Here is a 15,652-nt window from a genome sequence, read left to right as displayed (position 1 = left end):
CCGATACCGTAAAATCCGAAGCCTTGTATTCTAGTGGATAAGCCATGACCACAACAGCTTTTGCATTTGTTGTTGCCGCCTACCTGATCGGTTCCCTGTCGTTTGCCGTGATTGTCAGCCGTGCCATGGGTATGGCCGACCCGCGCAGTTACGGCTCAAAAAACCCCGGTGCCACCAACGTGTTGCGCTCTGGCCGCAAGCTGGCCGCGGTGCTGACGCTGCTGGGCGATGGCGCCAAGGGCTGGTTGGCGGTGGCGCTGACGGCGTGGGTTGGGCCGCGCTATGGACTGGGCGAGCAAGCCATCGCCATGGCGGCGCTGGCCGTGCTGATCGGGCACATGTGGCCGGTATTTTTTGGTTTCAAGGGCGGGAAAGGCGTTGCCACGGCGGTGGGCGTGCTGTTCGGCTTTAACGTCTGGCTGGCGTTGGCGGCGCTGGCCAGCTGGCTGTTCATGGCCTTTGTCATCAAGATCTCCTCGTTGGCCGCCATCGTTGCCAGCGTGCTGGTGCCGGTGTATGCCTATTTCATCGTCGGCCCGCACAGCGTGTATTTTGGCACCTGCATCATCATCGCCATTCTGGTGGTGCATCGCCACAAGTCGAACCTGATCAACCTCTTGACCGGGCAGGAAGGCAAGATCGGTGAAAAGAGTGATGTGGCCAGCGGTAAGGATACGCCGCTGCAGTAACCCCGATAACGGGTCGCTCTCGCCACAAAAAAGCCGCCTTTAAAGGCGGCTTTTTCATGCGCAGGTTGGCCGAAAACCCGGACTTAGCCGTCGGACAGCGCCTTGATATGGGCCGTGACGCTGCGTGCCAGCGAGGAGAGGTCATAGCCGCCTTCCAGCACGGAAACCACGCGTCCTTCGGCATACTGGTTGGCGATTTGCAGCAGGTGACGCGTGACCCATTCGTAATCGGCTTCGACCAGCCCCATGGTGCCCATATCGTCTTCGCGGTGCGCATCAAAGTAAGCCGAGATGAACAGCATCTGCGGCTGGAAATCGTGCAACAGCGGCAGCCAGCTGTGTTCCACCACTTCGCGGAACTCGCGGCCGGTGCTGCTTTGAGCGGCGTGTTGTGCATGTTGCTGCCCAGCGGCTGGTCGCCGCAGTAGGGGAAGAACGGATGCTGAAAAATTGACAGCATCATCACGCGCGGATCGTCCTTGAAGATTTCTTCGGTGCCGTTGCCGTGGTGCACGTCGAAGTCGATGATGGCGACCCGTTCATAGTGGTACACCGACAGGGCGTGTGCCACGCCGACGGCGATATTGTTGAAGAAACAAAAGCCCATGGATTTGGCGCTTTCGGCATGGTGGCCGGGTGGGCGGATGGCACAGAAGGCATTGGGCACCTTGTCCTCACACACCAGATCCACCGCCTTGACCACAGCACCCGCCGCGCGTTTGGCTGCCCTGGAACGTGCCGGGGCCAATGGCGGTATCCGGGTCGATGCGGAAGGTGCCCACGCTGGGCGTGCAGGATTCGATGTATTCCACGTAGCGTGGCGGGTGGACGCGCGCCAGTTGCTGCTCGGTCACTTCCGGGGCATCGATTTCCTGTAGGCTGTCAAAGATCTGTGACGCCATGAGTTGATCCCGAATGGCGGTAAGCCGCTCGGGGCATTCCGGGTGTCCCTCCCCCATGTTGTGCTGCAGACACTCGGAATGGGTAATGTAGGCAGTCAGTCCTGCCCGGTGCAGATGGTTTTTGAGCCAGGTAAACACGAGCGTTTCCTTGTTGCGTACGATGGGCTTTGTTGTATGATTTTTTGATAAATACTGCTCGTAACCGTTTATAAATGCAATCACTCTCCTTGGCGTATCGCCAACTCAATACCCTGATCCCGGGCAAGTCCCGGCCGATTCGGCTGGCGCTGGCATGTTTGATCGCGGGTGGGCACTTGCTGATCGAAGATTTGCCCGGTGTCGGAAAAACCACACTGGCGCACGGGCTGGCGCGGGTGCTGGGTTTGCACTACCGTCGCGTACAGTTCACCAGCGACTTGTTGTAAGCCGATATCCTCGGCGGAAATATCTTTGACCGGCAGACCTCTGACTTCCGTTTTGTTGCCCGGTATTCAGCCGGTGTTGCTGGCCGATGAAATCAACCGTGCCTCGCCCAAGGTGCAGTCGGCCTTGCTGGAGGCGATGGAAGAGCGGCAGGTGACGCTGGATGGTGAAACCCACCGCTTGCCGCAGCCGTTTTTCGTGATCGCCACGCAGAACCCCAAGGAGCAACTCGGCACGTTTCCGTTGCCGGAGTCGCAGCTGGATCGGTTTCTCATGCGGATTTCCCTCGGTTTCCCTCTGCGAGAGGCCGAGCTGTCTTTGCTGATGGGCGAAGACCGGCGCCAGTTGTTGGCGGGCATGGCTCCGGCCATGAGTGCCGCCGATTTGCAACAGCTGCAAGCGCAGGTGCAGCAGGTCAAGGTCAGTCAGTCCTTGGCGGAATATGTGCTGGAGTTGGCCGAAGCCACGCGCCGCAGCGACCGCTTCGCCGCAGGCCTCAGCCCCCGTGCCGGTCTGGCGCTGTTGTCGGCGGCGCGTGCCCTGGCCTTGCTGGAAGGGCGCAGTCACGTGCTGCCGGAAGACGTCAAGGCCGTGTTCCCCAGCGTTGCTTAAGCCATCGTCTGGCCTCCTCACGCCCCGGTGCCAGACAGGACGATGACATGATGCAGCTGCTCAACCATGTGGCCATCCCCTAGCCGTCTGCGGCAATGGTGGCTGAACCGCCTCCCGTGCGAAACCAGTTGCACGCTGACGCAGCGCCGTATCTACCTGCTGCCCACACGCTTTGGCTGGACCTTGTTGCTGGTCGCGGCGGCCATCTGGCTGGGGGCGCTCAATTACTCCGTCAGCCTCGCCTATGCGCTGGCTTTCTGGCTGGTGGCGTTGTTGCTGGTGGCGGTGCTTATGGCCTATCGGCAGTTGGTAAGCCTACAGTTGACTCCGCAGTCCTCGGAGCCTGTGTTCGCGGGGGGGGAGCATGCCGTGCACGCTGCAGATCAAGGACACACAAGGCCTTGGCCGGGCCATCTGGCTGGGACTGGCGACGCTGCGGGGTGGTGATGTGCCGGGCCATCTCTCGCCACACGGCGAGCTGCTGTTGTCGTTGCCGGTGCCCATGCCGCAGCGCGGGTTATGGCCCTATCCGCTGATGACGGTGTGGAGTGAGGCGCCGTTTGGGCTGGTGCGGGCATTTGCCTACCTGCGTTTTTCGGCCAACCTGTTGGTCTATCCCGCGCCGCAGGAGGATATGACGGACAACCAGGTTTCCGCGCAGCAAGGGCAGGGCGAAGGCGCCAGCCCATCCGGGCACGACGATTTTTCCCATTTGCAGCCCTATCAGCAGGGCGATGCCCCACGGCATATCGCACGGAACGTATTGGCGCGGCGGGATGTGCTGGTCAGCAAGCGTTTTGTCGGCGCGAGTGCGGCCAGCCTGCAGCAGTTGAGCTGGCAGGATTATCCGTCCACGCTGGATGATGAAGCGCGGCTCTCGCGTTTGTGCTGGCGGGTGCTGCGGTGTGAGCAGCAAGGGCAGCGCTATGTGTTGCAACTCCCCAACGAGATTATCGATTCGGCTGCTGCCGCGCCCGGACAAGCGCTACAAACGCTGGCGCTGCATGAGGATGCAGCATGAGCCAGATCGCACATCGACCGGGCCAACTGGCGGTGCTGGCGGCGCTGCTGATTACCGCGGCGCCATTGTTGTTCTTCTTGCCTGGCTGGGTGGCATGGCTGTTTACCGTGATGCTGGCTTAAGCCGGGCCCGGGGCGTCTGGCGGGGTAGTACACTGCCGCCGCGTTGGCTGGTGTTGTTGGCCGTGGTGGTGCCGGTGGTGCTGTTATGGCTGACATTGCGCACGCTGGTGGGGCGCGAAGGCGGTGTGGCGCTGTTACTGCTGCTGGTGGGCTTCAAGGCATTTGAAACGCAAAACCTGCGCGACTGGCGGGTCTTGCTGACGCTCGGTTTCTTCCTGGCGGCCATGCCGCTGTTGTTTGATCAGTCGCCGCTGGCGGCCTCATGGCTGGTGCTGACGCTGCTGGCGTTGACCTGGGCGATGGCGCTGTTGGCCGGTACGCCACCGGTTGGCAGCGGGCGCACGGCCGTAGTCAGCCTGCTGCTGGCATTGCCGTTGATGCTGGTGTTGTTTGTCGCGATGCCACGTTTGCCCGGGCCGCTCTGGTCCATGCCGGATAGCCGCCATACGGCCAGCACCGGGCTGGCCGATTCGATGGAGCCGGGCAGTATCAGCCAGTTGATTCCGCGCCATGACCCGGTGTTTTCCGTAGTATTCAACGAGCCAGCTCCGCCGCGGCGGGCCTTGTATTGGCGGGTGATGACCTTCGATGATTTTGATGGCCAGCGCTGGTCCAACCTGCACGCCATACAGCAGGAGCGCGTCAGCCTGAGCGGCGGTCAGGTCTGGCATTACAGCCTGACCACGCGTCCGGAGGAAGGCCGTCTGCCCGCGCTGGATTACCCGTTGCCGGGGAGCGCTGATACGGCGCTGGCGCAGGGCGGGACGTTGCGGCAACTGATAAAAAACGATGATCTGCGCCGTTATCGTCTGGCCAGCGCCAGTGGTGCCAGTGTGTATGCACGGTTGAGCGCTCAGGAGCAGGCATTTTATCGCCGCTTGCCAGCGGGTAATCCGCAGGCCCGGCAGTTGGCCGAAAGCCTGTGGCAACGCAGTCCGGATGACCGCGCCTGGGTGCAGGCGGCGTTGGAGCATTTCCGGCTGGAAGGTTTCCGCTATACGCTGACGCCGCCAAGGTTGGCCGAAAACAGTATCGACCAATTCCTGTTCCTTACTCGGCAAGGCTTTTGCGAACATTATGCTGGCGCGCTGACCTTTCTGGCGCGTGCCGCCTAAACTTTGCCCGCCCGGGTCGTGGTGGGTTATCAGGGCGGTGAATACAATCCGGTGGGGCGGTTCTGGCAGATACGCTCGTCGGACGCCCATGCCGGAGCGAAATCTGGTTGCCGTCGCGCCAGCAGTGGCTACGTGTCGATGCCACCGCCGCGATTGCGCCCAACCGGGTGGAGCAGAGCATCGAACAGAGTGTTGCTGGTGCAGCGGAAACCTTGCCGCTGACGCATCGGGCCGTACCCGGCTGGTGGCTGGCGGCTCGGCAAAACTGGCAGACCGCCGCGTTTGTCTGGCAGCAGTGGGTGGTGGGTTACGATGCCCAGCGTCAGCAGAGTGTGTATCAACGCACTGGGGTTGGGGCAGCATGTTGAGGCGGGGAGTGTGCTGCGAGCGCTATTGCTGGGGGGGGCTGCTTGCTGCGCTACCCATGTGGCTGTGGTGGCGTCGCCGTCCGGTGGCATCCTCCCCGTTGCCATTGGGCTGGATGCTGCTGCGGCGCAAATTGCAGGCCCGGCAGATTCGCGTGTTGCCATCCGATGGCCCGCTGGAGGTGCGACGCAAGGCGCGTGCCTTGCCCGAAGCCGATTATCAACGGGTCAAGCCGTTGATTCTCCGTTACGCCGACTTGCGTTACGGACCAGCGCCAACCGATGCCGCTGTCCGTCACTGGCTCGCTGAAGTCAAACGACTGCGGTTATGACCATGCTACGGTGGAAATAATGCAAAACCCCCTGCCGGGGCAGGGGGTATGGTGAGTGTGCGAGGGCTTGTTGCTACAACACGAAATCCTTGGAAATACCCTTGCGCCGCAGGATGCGCCGCAATTGTTCCAATCCTTCAATCTGGATTTGCCGAACCCGCTCGCGCGTCAGGTTGAGCGTTGAGGCCAACTCTTCCAGCGTGCTGATTTCATGGCCATTGAGCCCGTAACGCCGTTCAATCACCATGCGTTGTTTATCGTTCAGCTGGGCCAGCCAATCGTGCACAAAGCGTTCCAGACGGCTGTTGTGCAGCTGGATTTCTGGTTCTTCCTGCTGCTCGTCCGGGATGGATTCGCCGATGGACAGCATTGGGTCAATATCCAGTGGCGCATCCAGTGAAGCCATCCGTTCATTCAGGCTCATGACCCGGCGGACGTCTTCCACCGGTCGGCCAACCAGGTGGGCAATCTCTTCCTGCGTCGGTTCCCGTCCGATCTGGCTTTCCAGATGGCGCGACGCGCGCAGGTAGACATTGAGTTCCTTGATCACATGTACCGGCAGGCGAATGGTGCGCGATTGATTCATGATCGCGCGTTCGATGCTTTGCCGAATCCACCAGGTGGCATAGGTGGAAAAGCGGAAACCGCGTTCCGGATCGAACTTTTCCAGTGCATGCATCAGGCCGATATTGCCTTCCTCGATCAAGTCGAGCAAGGCCAGACCACGGTTGATGTAGTGCTTGGCGATGTTCACCACCAGCCGCAGATTGTGTTCAATCATGCGCTGGCGTGCCTCAAAATCGCCATCGACCACCCGACGTGCCAGCTCCAATTCCTGCTGGGGTGTCAGCAGGGCATTGTTGCCGATGTCGTTGAGATAAATCTGGGTGACATCCGCCACTTCTTCGTAAGCCGCCGGAGCTTCGGCAACTTCATCGTGTTCGGCTTCAGCAACCGCTTCTTCCACCACTACTTCGACTTCGAGGACTTCCTCTTCTTCGAGGATATCAATGTTATGACTCATAACTCCCCCGTTGCATGTGTCCTGCACCGGAGGGGCGTCACCCTCTCAGTCAGGATTTGTGGTCAAGGTACTGCATCGGGTCCACCGGTTTTCCGAAACGGCGTATCTCGAAATGCAGTTTCACTTGGTCGGCATCGGTATTGCCCATTTCGGCAATCTTTTGCCCTTTCTTGACGGACTGGCCCTCCTTCACTAAAAGCTGACTGTTGTGGGCGTACGCAGACAGGAATGTCTTGTTGTGCTTGATGATGATCAGCTTGCCATAGCCACGCAAGCCATTCCCGCTGTATACCACTTTCCCTTCACTGGCGGCCATCACCGGCTGGCCGCTGTGTCCACTGAGATCAACACCCTTGTTGTTCTCGGAGTAGCCACGAATCACCTTGCCTTCCGTTGGCCAGATCCAGCTGAGTGTCTCTTCCGCCGCAGGCTTGGCGGTGCTGTCATCCGCTTTCTTGCCACTGGCTACCACCCCTGAACTGGCTTCCTTCTTGGCCGGTGAAACCGGTTTGCCATGTTCGAGGGTGGCGGCGGTTGCCCTTGCCAGCGCTGGCCATCGGTTTCTTGCTACTCGTGCCCTCACTTTGCTGGGCGAGGGTTTTATTTGCGTCTGCTGAATAAGGCAGCTTGAGCGCTTTGGGGTAATTCTTGCTGTTGCTATTTGTTGTGTTCTTGTCGCTTGCTGCCGGTGTCACCTTGGCTGGCAGGCGGCTGTTTGCGCTGGCCGCAGCGGTTTCACTGTCCGGCGGCGTCAGTCGCAGTACCTGACCTACTTTGATGTTAGTGTCAGGCAAGTTGTTCCAGTTGGCTACATCTTTGTATTTCAAGCCGTTATTCAGTGAAATACGGAACAGATTTTCACCGGCCTTCACCACGTGGGTCTTTTCCCCCAACGGGGCTGCTGGCCTTGTAACAACCGGCGTGGCAGCCGGGGTGTCGCTGCTCTGGTAGGGCAGCGGTTGTGCGACGGCAACCGGTTGCGCCGTTGCGACACTGGCCGCCGTAAGCATGCTGGTAACTCTACCGGTGAGCGGTGCGGCGTTGGCGTTTTCTACTGGTGCGGCTTGCTGGCTCAGGCTGCTGCAACCCGCCAGCAGTGTCACCGCTAATGAGGTAATCAGCGGGTAAGTATTCCGATAACGCTGTGTACTCATACCTGTTCTTTATATGTCAATTAATAGATTGTTGCAAATGGCTAAGTGACGCCATTGTTGCATTTTGGTCTTGTCAGCTACGCCCGGGCAGCAGTGGTACAAACTTGACTGGGTCGAGTCGGGTTTTTTGTAGCCCCTGCGAGGTGCGTTCGATCAGCCACAAATGCTGATCATTCTCGCCGATCGGCATGATGAGGCGGCCACCTTCGGCCAACTGTTCCACCAGTGCTTCCGGAATGTTGCGTGCAGCGGCGGTCATGATAATGCCGTCAAATGGCGCGGCTTCCGGCAAGCCAAAATGACCATCGCCGTGTACCAGCCGGGCATGTACCAGTTTGGCCGCGCGCAGGTTCTGTCTAGCTTTGTCCAGTATCGCGCCAAGTCGTTCAATCGAATAGACTTCCGCGCCCATTTTTAGCAGGACAGCGGTCTGGTAACCGCAGCCGGTGCCGATCTCCAGCACTTTGCCCGGTTGCCGCTGTGCAAACAGCTGTTCGCTCATGCGTGCCACGGTCAGCGGTTGGGAGATGGTCTGGCCGTGGCCGATGGGTAACGACACGTCATCGTAGGCGCGGGTGGCCAGAGCCTGATCGACAAACAGATGACGGGGCACCTCGTACATGGCCTTGAGTACGCGTTCATCCTGAATGCTTAAGGCGCAACCGCTCGACCAGACGCTTGCGTGTGCGTTCGGAGAACATGCCGTAATCCTGCCGATCCTGTGTCAGCGGTGAAGCCATGAGTTGATTCCATCAAGTTGGCCGAAAGCGGTCAGGTCTAGCATCAGGGGGGTAACCGAGACCATGCCGTTGCCGACGGCCTGAAAGTCGGTCCCTTCACCGGCATCTTGTGCGCTGCCGACCGGGCCGACCCAGTATATCGTTTCGCCGCGCGGATTCTGAGTCTTGATGGCCGGTTCGGCATGATGGCGCCGCCCCAGCCGGGTGACCCGGGTGCCACGCAGTTGTTCAACTGGCATGTCTGGCACATTTACATTCAACAGCACCGGTTCCCGCAGCGGCGCGCGCTGGCAACGCTCCAGTAGTTGCTCAACCACCACGGCGGCGGTGGCAAAGTGTTGGCCGCTGTAGCTTAGCCAGAGAAATGGCGACGGAGGGAATGCCGAGTAGAAAGCCTTCGGTGGCAGCGGCCACGGTGCCGGAGTAGATGGTGTCATCGCCCATGTTGGGGCCGTGATTGATGCCACTGAAAATCATGTCGGGGCTGTAATCCAGCATGCCGGTGACGGCAAGATGAATACAGTCGGTTGGGGTGCCGTTGACATAGTAATAGCCATTGGCGGCCCGGCGTACGGTCAGCGGGCGGTCGAGCGTCAGCGAGTTGCTCGCTCCGCTGCGATCACGCTCCGGCGCTACCACCACTACCTCGCCGTGGCGCGCCAGCGTTTCGGCCAACATGGCAATGCCCGGAGCAAAATAGCCATCGTCATTACTGATCAGAAATTTCATGCGATCACCCCGGAATAATGAGCAAGATTGTATCGTTTAGCCACGAGGCAGGAAAACCGTGCCAAGCCATTGTGTTGTTTTGTGGCGTAAAAAAACCCGCCAACTGGCGGGTTTGTGCGATCAGGCATAGTAGCGCTGACTGAATTCAAGCATGCGCTCGATCGGGATGCGCGCTGCATCCATTTGCTCGGGGGTGAGGTAATCAATGCGTGTACCTTCGCCTTGCTGGGCACGTTTGACGGCCTCGACCGTGTTCAGCTTCATGTAAGGACAGGAGTTGCACTGGCAACCGGCGTAGATTGGCGCCTGGCGCAAATCCAGATCCGGGCGGGCCAGACTCATGTTGTACAGAATGCCGTCTTCGGTGGCGACAAAGATGACGGCATTGCTGCCACCCTTGAATTGTTTTACCCAGTTGAGCATGCCAGAGGTGGAGCCGACGTAGTCGGCTTTCTTCAGCACTGGTAGCGGGCTTTCCGGGTGAGCAATCAGGTATTTTTCACCGAGTGCGGCATTGAACGCTTCGTTCAGGGCGGCTTCGTTGAACTTGTCGTGCACCTCGCACACGGCCGACCACAGCGGCATGTCGTAGCCGTACTGGTAGTTGAGGTAGGCACCCATGTTGCGATCGGGAGAGAAGATCACCTTCTTACCCTGTTCATACAGATAAGCGATGATGTCATCGACGTTACGGCTGGTGACAATCCAGTCGGACAGGGCTTTGTGCTCGGCGCTGGAATTGATGTACGACACATGCACGTGGTCGGGGTAGCTTTCGCGCCATACTTTCAGCGCTGCCACGTCAGTCTGGGTAACCAGCGAACAGGTGGAACCGGCGTCGGGCAAAATGACTTCTGCCTGCGGGTTCAGAATCTTGGCGGTTTCCGCCATGAAGCGCACACCGGCAAACACGATGGTGTCGGCTTGTGCTTCCTTGGCGTACAGCGACAACTCCAGACTGTCGCCGACTTTATCGGCCATCTGCTGAATTTCGGGCTGGGTATAGTAATGAGCGAGTGTAACAACGCGTTTCGACATGATGACCTTAACTCCTGCCGTATCCACCGGGAGGTACGGCTACCCTCTTGATGCGACGCAATATAATTGTGGTGTACCAAACCCGAAAGAGTAGCAACATTGCCATGTTAGCGCTACTGGCTTAGTGCTGGTCATGCTATTGGCAAGTTGGAAAAATCGAAGAAACCCGATTGACAGAAGATTGTCGGAAGTCAACACCAAGCAGCGTGCGGCTATGCAGCATGATGGAGACGCCCGCTGGTTTCGGCCAACCCTGCTTGGTCGGCTGGCTACCGGCTGTACGGATGTAGGGTGATCGCTCTATTTTTGCGGTGCTGACGCTTGGCATTGGCCCCGGCTTTCCGCATAGTGTGAAGTCTGTAGATAGATGGGAGCGCCGGTCGCTACATGTCGCCGGTGCTGTCGCAATGATTTGCTTAAGCATGACATTTGAGCCAGCAGGGCACCGCAGCGGTGTGTTGGTGTCAATGTCGTGTCGAACGAATATCAATTTCTGGATAAAAACGCATGAGGCCTCACTATCTCACCTCGCTGTTTTCCCCGCGCAACGTGGCCGTGGTTGGCGCCAGCGATACCCCCGGCTCCATCGGTCAGGCCGTGTTTGCCAACCTGCTGGCTGGCAATTTCCGGGCAAGCTGTTTCCGGTCAACCTGAATCACAAGGTGGTTGGCGGCATTCCGGCCGTCCCATCGGTCCGCCAGCTGGAGTCAGCGATTGATCTGGCGGTCGTCTGCACCGCGTTGCGGACCTTGCTTACCATCATGAGGGACTGTGCCAAGAAAGGCATCAAGGCGGTGCTGCTGGCCAAGGAGTTTGCCGATAGCGAAAAGCTTGAGCGCGAGGTCCTCAACGAATCGCTCAACATTGCCCGTCAGGCCGGGATTCGCGTGCTCGGCCCGAATGTGCTCGGCCTGATGCGCCCGGTAGCGGGTTTTAACGCCACCAATTACACCAGTAAAGTGCGGCCGGGGAATCTGGCGCTGGTGTCGCAATCCTCGGCCCTGTGTACTGCCATGCTCGATTGGGCCGATAGCAAAGGTATCGGGTTTTCCAGCGTCATCTCCGTAGGGGAGGGGCTGGATGTCGATTTTGGCGAGATCCTCGATTATCTGGTGGCCGACAGCTTCACTCAGGGCATTCTGTTGCATGTCCACCACATCCATGATGCCCGCCGTTTCATGAGTGCCTTGCGTGCTGCCGCCCGCACCAAACCGGTGGTGGTTATCAAGTCCGGGCGTTATCAGGATGACGTCACCGGCGTGACGCACTCCAGTAACATGGTGGAAAGCGGTGACGTGTTCGACGCCGCGCTGTCGCGCGCCGGTGTGCTGCGGGTGTCCTCCATTGCCCAGCTGTTTACCGCCGCCAAGGTGCTGGCGGCCAATTATCGTGTTGGCGGGCGCCGCCCGGCCATCGTCACCAACGGGATCGGTCCGGGCGTTTTGGCGGCCGACAGTGCCTACAGCAATGGCGTGGAGCTGGCCAAGCTGTCTGATGCCACGATGGAATTGCTAAATGGTGCGCTGCCGCGCAATTGGTCCGGTGGCAATCCTATCGACATCATCGGCGATGCCTACCGGTGCGCTTCCGTACCGCCGTCAAGGCTTGTCAGGATGACCCCAACGTCGATGGCGTGCTGGTCATCTTCACGCCGCAGGCGGGGACCGACCATCTGACCACGGCGCAATTGATGATCGGTTTGCAGCGCGAATCGAACAAACCGCTCTTCCTGTCTTGGCTGGGTGACGCCAAGGTGTCCGAAAGCCGCGAGCTGTTTTCCAAAGCCAAGTGTGCACATTTCCGCGCACCGGAGTACGGCATCGAGGTGTTCCGCAATCTGGCGTCGTATCACCAGAACCAGCAGTTGCTGCTGCAAACGCCGGGCCCGCTGGAAGAAAAGCGTGCCTCGCCGGATATTCGTCTAGCGCGTAGCGTCATCGCCGCCGCGTTGGCCGAAGGCCGTACCATTCTGTCCGAGCGCGAATCCAAGAATGTGCTGGCTGCGTTTCATATCCCGGTCAATCCCACGCATCTGGCGCGTGACGAGGGCGAGGCCGTTCGTCTGGCCGAAGAGATCGGCTATCCGGTGGTACTGAAAATCGACTCGCCGGACATCATCTATAAATCTGATGTGGGGGGCGTGGAGCTGAATATCAGCAACGAAGCCACCTTGCGCAGCGCATTCAACGGCATCGTCGAACGTACCCGCCAAGCCCGGCCGGACGCACGTATCGATGGCATCTCGGTACAGCCGATGCGCAAACGCCGCTATGCCCGCGAACTGATGGTGGGGGTGACGCACGATGCCTCGTTTGGTCCGGTGATTACCTTTGGCGCCGGTGGTATTGCCGTTGAAGTGATGCATGACCGCGCGCTGTCATTGCCACCGCTGAACGATTATCTGGTTCACAGCATGATCAACCAGACCCGGATCGGCAAATTACTGGGGACATTCAAGAACCTGCTTAAGCTGTGGACATGGTCGAGCTGGAAAGCGTGCTGCTGCGGGTGTCGGAAATGGTGTGCGAATTGCCGGAAGTGCGCGAAATGGACATCAATCCGCTGGTCGCCGACGAGGCTGGCGTGATCGCGCTGGATGCCCGCATCATCGTTGAGGCCGCCAAGCCAGACGTGCGGCGTTACCAGCACATGGCCATCATGCCTTATCCGACCCACATGGTGCAGTGTGCCACCCTCAACGACCAAACCAAGGTCATGATCCGTCCGGTACGTCCGGAAGATGCACAAATGCAGCAGGAATTTGTGCGTAACCTGTCGGATGAAAGCCGTTATAACCGCTATCTGTCGAGTATCAAGCAGCTATCGCAAACTATGCTGGTGCGTTTCACCCAACTGGACTACGACCGTGAAATGGCCCGGCCATGACTTGCGAAGGCGAACAGGGCGAAGAGCAGATGGCTGTGGCGCGCTTCATCACCGATCCGGACAACGAAGGTTGCGAGTTTGCGCTGGAAGTTGCCGACAAGTGGCAGGGGCGCGGGATCGGTCCTATCCTGATGAATGCGTTGTTTGATGCGGCGCGCGAGCAGGGGCTGACCGTGATGCGTGGCGAGGTGCTGGCGGGTAACAAGGGCATGCTCAAATTGATGCACAAACTGGGTTTCACCGTCGAAACCCATCCGGAAGACCGGGCGCTTACCATCGTGACCAAGATCCTGTAAAGGTTGGCCGAAACGGCTGGTCATGTCACCATGGCGGCCAATTGCGGCACGGTGCCCGCCCCATCGGCTGGCACCGTGTAAGCCGTGCATGGATTAAGCGCTTGCACGATAAGGGAAAAGTAACCTAAAATCGAGGGCTTTTCTAAGATACTGTTTTTATTTCAAGGACAATCGACAATGGTAGTGATTCGTCTGGCACGTGGCGGCTCCAAGAACCGTCCGTTCTACAATATCGTGGTGACCGATTCCCGTAACCGTCGTGACGGTCGCTTCATCGAGCGCGTTGGCTTCTACAACCCGGTAGCAAACGAGAAGGAAGAACGCGTGCGTTTGACCCAAGATCGTCTGAACTACTGGATCGGCGTTGGCGCTCAAGTTTCCGACACCGTGACCAAGCTGCTCAAAGAGCAGAAAGTTGCAGCCTGATCTGTTTGCTGATTCAACACTGCTGGATTGAAGGCGCATGCGCAACGAAGATCTCGTAACCATGGGGTTTGTGCGCGGCGCCTTCGGTGTTCGTGGCTCCATCAAGGTTCATGCTGACACCGAGTACCCCGACAGTCTGTTTGATTACCCGGTCTGGTGGCTGGGTAAAGAAGGCAACTGGAAGTCGTACAAGTTTGAAAACGGCGCCGTCCAGCCTAAAGCGTTGGCAGTAAAACTGGAAGGTGTCGATGATCGTGATGCTGCCGAAGCATTGCGTGGCATGCAGATTGCCATTCCGCGTAGCGAATTGCCTGACGCGGGCGACGATGAATATTACTGGACTGATCTGATTGGTCTGGATGTCGTCAATCAGGATGGCGTTACGTTGGGGCAGGTCTCCGCGCTGATGGAAACCGGTGCCAATGACATTCTGGTTGTGGATGGCGAAACCGGGCAACGCCTGATTCCCTTTGTCGGCCAGTATGTGCTGGACGTCAAGTTGGCCGAAAAACGTATTCTGGTGGATTGGGGCATCGATTACTAATGCAAATTGATGCCATTACCCTGTTTCCGGATATGTTTGCTTCCATCGCCCGCTTCGGCATCAGCCAGCGGGCGCTTGATTTGGGCCTTTGGGGGTTTCATGCCCGGAATCCTCGCGATTTCACGGTAGACAACTATCATCGGGTGGATGATCGCCCTTATGGCGGTGGTCCCGGCATGGTGATGTTGATCGAGCCGCTGCAGCAGGCATTGGCAGCTGCTCGTCAGCGCCAGCAGCAAGCTGGTGTCGCCAATAGCCATGTGGTTTATCTGTCGCCGCAGGGGCGGGGTTTGACCCATGCCAAAGCTGTGGAGTTGTCGCAGCGTCCCGGTTTGATTTTGCTGTGCGGACGTTATGAAGGCATCGACGAGCGCCTGATTCAAAGTCAGGTGGATGAAGAAGTTTCCATTGGTGACTATGTTTTATCCGGCGGCGAACTGCTTACCATGGTACTGATGGATGCGGTGATCCGTCTGTTGCCCTGGTGCGCTCAACGATATTCAGTCGGCTTATGAAGATTCATTCGTAAACGGACTGCTTGATTGTCCGCACTATACCCGACCCGAAGACTATCAGGGCATGCGGGTGCCGGAGGTGTTGTTGTCCGGTAATCATGCACTGATTGCAACATGGCGGTTGAAGCAGTCACTGGGGCGTACGTGGCAACGCCGCCCCGATTTGCTAAAATACCGCACCTTGTCAAAACAGGAGTCTCGGCTGCTGGCAGAGTACCAGCAGGAACAAGACTCTAAAAAAAATCAGGAGTAATCACATGGATCTGATCCAGAAGCTTGAGCAGGAAGAAATTGCCCGTCTGGGTAAAACCATTCCGGAATTCGCCCCGGGTGATACCGTGGTTGTTCAGGTAAAAGTAAAGGAAGGTAACCGCGAACGTCTGCAGGCTTACGAAGGTGTTGTTATCGCCAAGCGTAACCGCGGCCTGAACAGTGCTTTCATCGTGCGCAAGATCTCCGCCGGTGAAGGTGTTGAGCGTACCTTCCAAACCTACTCCCCGCTGCTGGCTTCGATTGAAGTGAAGCGCCGTGGTGATGTACGTCGTGCCAAGCTGTACTACCTGCGTGGTCGTACCGGTAAGTCTGCACGTATCAAAGAAAAGCTCGCAAGCAAGGCTAATCCAGCTTCTTGCTGGCTTGATAAAAGCGCAGGGCTTAGGCCTTGCGCTTTTTTTATGTCGACGACTGTACTTATTCGTGGAGAGGCAAGAAAACGCCCG

The 15,652-nt window shown here is 58.5% G+C and carries 20 protein-coding genes and 6 pseudogenes; 17 read left to right on the top strand and 9 right to left on the bottom strand.

Annotated elements, in window-relative coordinates:
- Nucleotides 1–44 precede the first annotated feature (44 nt).
- Nucleotides 45–689: a glycerol-3-phosphate 1-O-acyltransferase PlsY gene (plsY, locus tag GKE73_RS05965; RefSeq protein WP_230369427.1), complete on the top strand. Its 645-nt coding sequence runs from the start codon at nt 45–47 to the stop codon at nt 687–689.
- Nucleotides 690–772: 83 nt separating this feature from the next.
- On the opposite strand, the gene GKE73_RS26475 is transcribed toward plsY, so the two are convergent.
- The 3 genes and pseudogenes from GKE73_RS26475 to GKE73_RS26465 all read right to left on the bottom strand — a co-directional run bounded on the left by GKE73_RS26475 (nt 773) and on the right by GKE73_RS26465 (nt 1,729).
- Nucleotides 773–1,114 carry an arginase family protein gene (locus tag GKE73_RS26475; protein WP_312854543.1) on the bottom strand — a complete coding sequence of 114 codons (342 nt, stop codon included), beginning with the start codon at nt 1,112–1,114 and terminating at the stop codon, nt 773–775.
- Between the two features lie 44 nt (nt 1,115–1,158).
- Nucleotides 1,159–1,380, bottom strand: a pseudogene (locus GKE73_RS26470) (histone deacetylase family protein); the annotation flags it as partial.
- A complete protein-coding gene (locus tag GKE73_RS26465; protein ID WP_312854374.1) occupies nt 1,364–1,729 on the bottom strand; it encodes a hypothetical protein in 366 nt (121 codons plus the stop codon). The gene GKE73_RS26465 and the pseudogene GKE73_RS26470, both read right to left, overlap by 17 nt.
- Nucleotides 1,730–1,803: 74 nt before the next feature.
- On the opposite strand from GKE73_RS26465, the pseudogene GKE73_RS05955 reads away from it, so the two are divergent.
- The 7 genes and pseudogenes from GKE73_RS05955 (at nt 1,804) to GKE73_RS05930 (ending at nt 5,581) form a co-directional block, all read left to right on the top strand.
- Nucleotides 1,804–2,709, top strand: a pseudogene (locus GKE73_RS05955) (AAA family ATPase).
- Nucleotides 2,693–3,073 (top strand): hypothetical protein, encoded by a 381-nt coding sequence (locus GKE73_RS05950; RefSeq protein WP_230369426.1) that lies wholly within the window; start codon nt 2,693–2,695, stop codon nt 3,071–3,073. Before GKE73_RS05955 ends, GKE73_RS05950 begins: the two are co-directional and overlap by 17 nt.
- A complete protein-coding gene (locus GKE73_RS05945) occupies nt 2,991–3,647 on the top strand; it encodes a DUF58 domain-containing protein (RefSeq protein ID WP_230369425.1) in 657 nt (218 codons plus the stop codon). Before GKE73_RS05950 ends, GKE73_RS05945 begins: the two co-directional genes overlap by 83 nt.
- On the top strand, nt 3,644–3,769 hold the full coding sequence (locus tag GKE73_RS22665) for a hypothetical protein (RefSeq protein ID WP_280954783.1): 126 nt from the start codon (nt 3,644–3,646) through the stop codon (nt 3,767–3,769). The genes GKE73_RS05945 and GKE73_RS22665 overlap by 4 nt, the downstream gene beginning before the upstream one ends.
- Entirely contained in the window at nt 3,742–4,884 is a 1,143-nt protein-coding gene (locus GKE73_RS05940; RefSeq protein WP_230369424.1) for a transglutaminase TgpA family protein, read from the top strand. Before GKE73_RS22665 ends, GKE73_RS05940 begins: the two co-directional genes overlap by 28 nt.
- 107 nt (nt 4,885–4,991) lie before the next feature.
- On the top strand, nt 4,992–5,252 hold the full coding sequence (locus tag GKE73_RS05935; protein ID WP_230369423.1) for a hypothetical protein: 261 nt from the start codon (nt 4,992–4,994) through the stop codon (nt 5,250–5,252).
- 56 nt (nt 5,253–5,308) lie between these two features.
- Complete coding sequence (locus tag GKE73_RS05930; RefSeq protein WP_230369422.1) at nt 5,309–5,581, top strand: DUF4129 domain-containing protein; 273 nt, start codon at nt 5,309–5,311, stop codon at nt 5,579–5,581.
- Nucleotides 5,582–5,654: 73 nt separating this feature from the next.
- On the opposite strand, the gene rpoS is transcribed toward GKE73_RS05930, so the two are convergent.
- The 6 genes and pseudogenes from rpoS to nadA form a co-directional block, all read right to left on the bottom strand.
- Nucleotides 5,655–6,605 (bottom strand): RNA polymerase sigma factor RpoS, encoded by a 951-nt coding sequence (gene rpoS / locus GKE73_RS05925; protein ID WP_230369421.1) that lies wholly within the window; start codon nt 6,603–6,605, stop codon nt 5,655–5,657.
- A 49-nt stretch (nt 6,606–6,654) separates the two neighbouring features.
- A pseudogene (locus tag GKE73_RS25380) lies at nt 6,655–7,011 on the bottom strand (peptidoglycan DD-metalloendopeptidase family protein); the annotation flags it as partial.
- A gap of 37 nt (nt 7,012–7,048) precedes the next feature.
- The gene (locus tag GKE73_RS25375; protein WP_376767278.1) at nt 7,049–7,759 is read right to left on the bottom strand and encodes a LysM peptidoglycan-binding domain-containing protein; all 711 of its coding nucleotides are present in this window, start codon (nt 7,757–7,759) and stop codon (nt 7,049–7,051) included.
- Between the two features lie 73 nt (nt 7,760–7,832).
- On the bottom strand, nt 7,833–8,381 hold the full coding sequence (locus tag GKE73_RS05915) for a protein-L-isoaspartate(D-aspartate) O-methyltransferase (RefSeq protein WP_446686324.1): 549 nt from the start codon (nt 8,379–8,381) through the stop codon (nt 7,833–7,835).
- Nucleotides 8,382–8,483: 102 nt separating this feature from the next.
- Nucleotides 8,484–9,228 (bottom strand): annotated as a pseudogene (gene surE, locus GKE73_RS05910) (5'/3'-nucleotidase SurE).
- A gap of 120 nt (nt 9,229–9,348) precedes the next feature.
- Complete coding sequence (gene nadA / locus GKE73_RS05905) at nt 9,349–10,266, bottom strand: quinolinate synthase NadA (RefSeq protein ID WP_230369420.1); 918 nt, start codon at nt 10,264–10,266, stop codon at nt 9,349–9,351.
- 507 nt (nt 10,267–10,773) lie between these two features.
- Between nadA and GKE73_RS05900 the strand changes: the two genes are divergently transcribed.
- The 9 genes and pseudogenes from GKE73_RS05900 to rplS form a co-directional block, all read left to right on the top strand.
- The gene (locus GKE73_RS05900; protein WP_230369419.1) at nt 10,774–10,920 is read left to right on the top strand and encodes a hypothetical protein; all 147 of its coding nucleotides are present in this window, start codon (nt 10,774–10,776) and stop codon (nt 10,918–10,920) included.
- Between the two features lie 8 nt (nt 10,921–10,928).
- Nucleotides 10,929–11,942: a CoA-binding protein gene (locus GKE73_RS05895; RefSeq protein WP_230369418.1), complete on the top strand. Its 1,014-nt coding sequence runs from the start codon at nt 10,929–10,931 to the stop codon at nt 11,940–11,942.
- Complete coding sequence (locus tag GKE73_RS05890) at nt 11,846–12,853, top strand: acetate--CoA ligase family protein (RefSeq protein WP_312854373.1); 1,008 nt, start codon at nt 11,846–11,848, stop codon at nt 12,851–12,853. The genes GKE73_RS05895 and GKE73_RS05890 overlap by 97 nt, the downstream gene beginning before the upstream one ends.
- A complete protein-coding gene (locus tag GKE73_RS22660) occupies nt 12,745–13,152 on the top strand; it encodes an acetate--CoA ligase family protein (RefSeq protein ID WP_312854372.1) in 408 nt (135 codons plus the stop codon). Before GKE73_RS05890 ends, GKE73_RS22660 begins: the two co-directional genes overlap by 109 nt.
- A complete protein-coding gene (locus GKE73_RS05885) occupies nt 13,149–13,448 on the top strand; it encodes a GNAT family N-acetyltransferase (protein WP_230369417.1) in 300 nt (99 codons plus the stop codon). The genes GKE73_RS22660 and GKE73_RS05885 overlap by 4 nt, the downstream gene beginning before the upstream one ends.
- A 177-nt stretch (nt 13,449–13,625) precedes the next feature.
- Nucleotides 13,626–13,874, top strand: a complete 249-nt coding sequence (rpsP, locus tag GKE73_RS05880; protein WP_230369416.1) for a 30S ribosomal protein S16 — start codon at nt 13,626–13,628, stop codon at nt 13,872–13,874.
- A gap of 37 nt (nt 13,875–13,911) precedes the next feature.
- Entirely contained in the window at nt 13,912–14,418 is a 507-nt protein-coding gene (gene rimM, locus GKE73_RS05875) for a ribosome maturation factor RimM (RefSeq protein ID WP_230369415.1), read from the top strand.
- Nucleotides 14,418–15,186: pseudogene (gene trmD, locus GKE73_RS05870) on the top strand (tRNA (guanosine(37)-N1)-methyltransferase TrmD). The gene rimM and the pseudogene trmD overlap by 1 nt, the downstream one beginning before the upstream one ends.
- Before the next feature lie 4 nt (nt 15,187–15,190).
- Nucleotides 15,191–15,547 (top strand): annotated as a pseudogene (rplS, locus tag GKE73_RS05865) (50S ribosomal protein L19); the annotation flags it as partial.
- Nucleotides 15,548–15,652 lie beyond the last annotated feature (105 nt).

Source organism: Paludibacterium denitrificans, from assembly GCF_009707705.1.
In the GTDB taxonomy this organism is placed as follows: domain Bacteria; phylum Pseudomonadota; class Gammaproteobacteria; order Burkholderiales; family Chromobacteriaceae; genus Paludibacterium_A; species Paludibacterium_A denitrificans.
The sequence above is the reverse complement of the archived record's forward strand: the minus strand, read 5'-3'. Positions and strand labels throughout refer to the sequence as shown.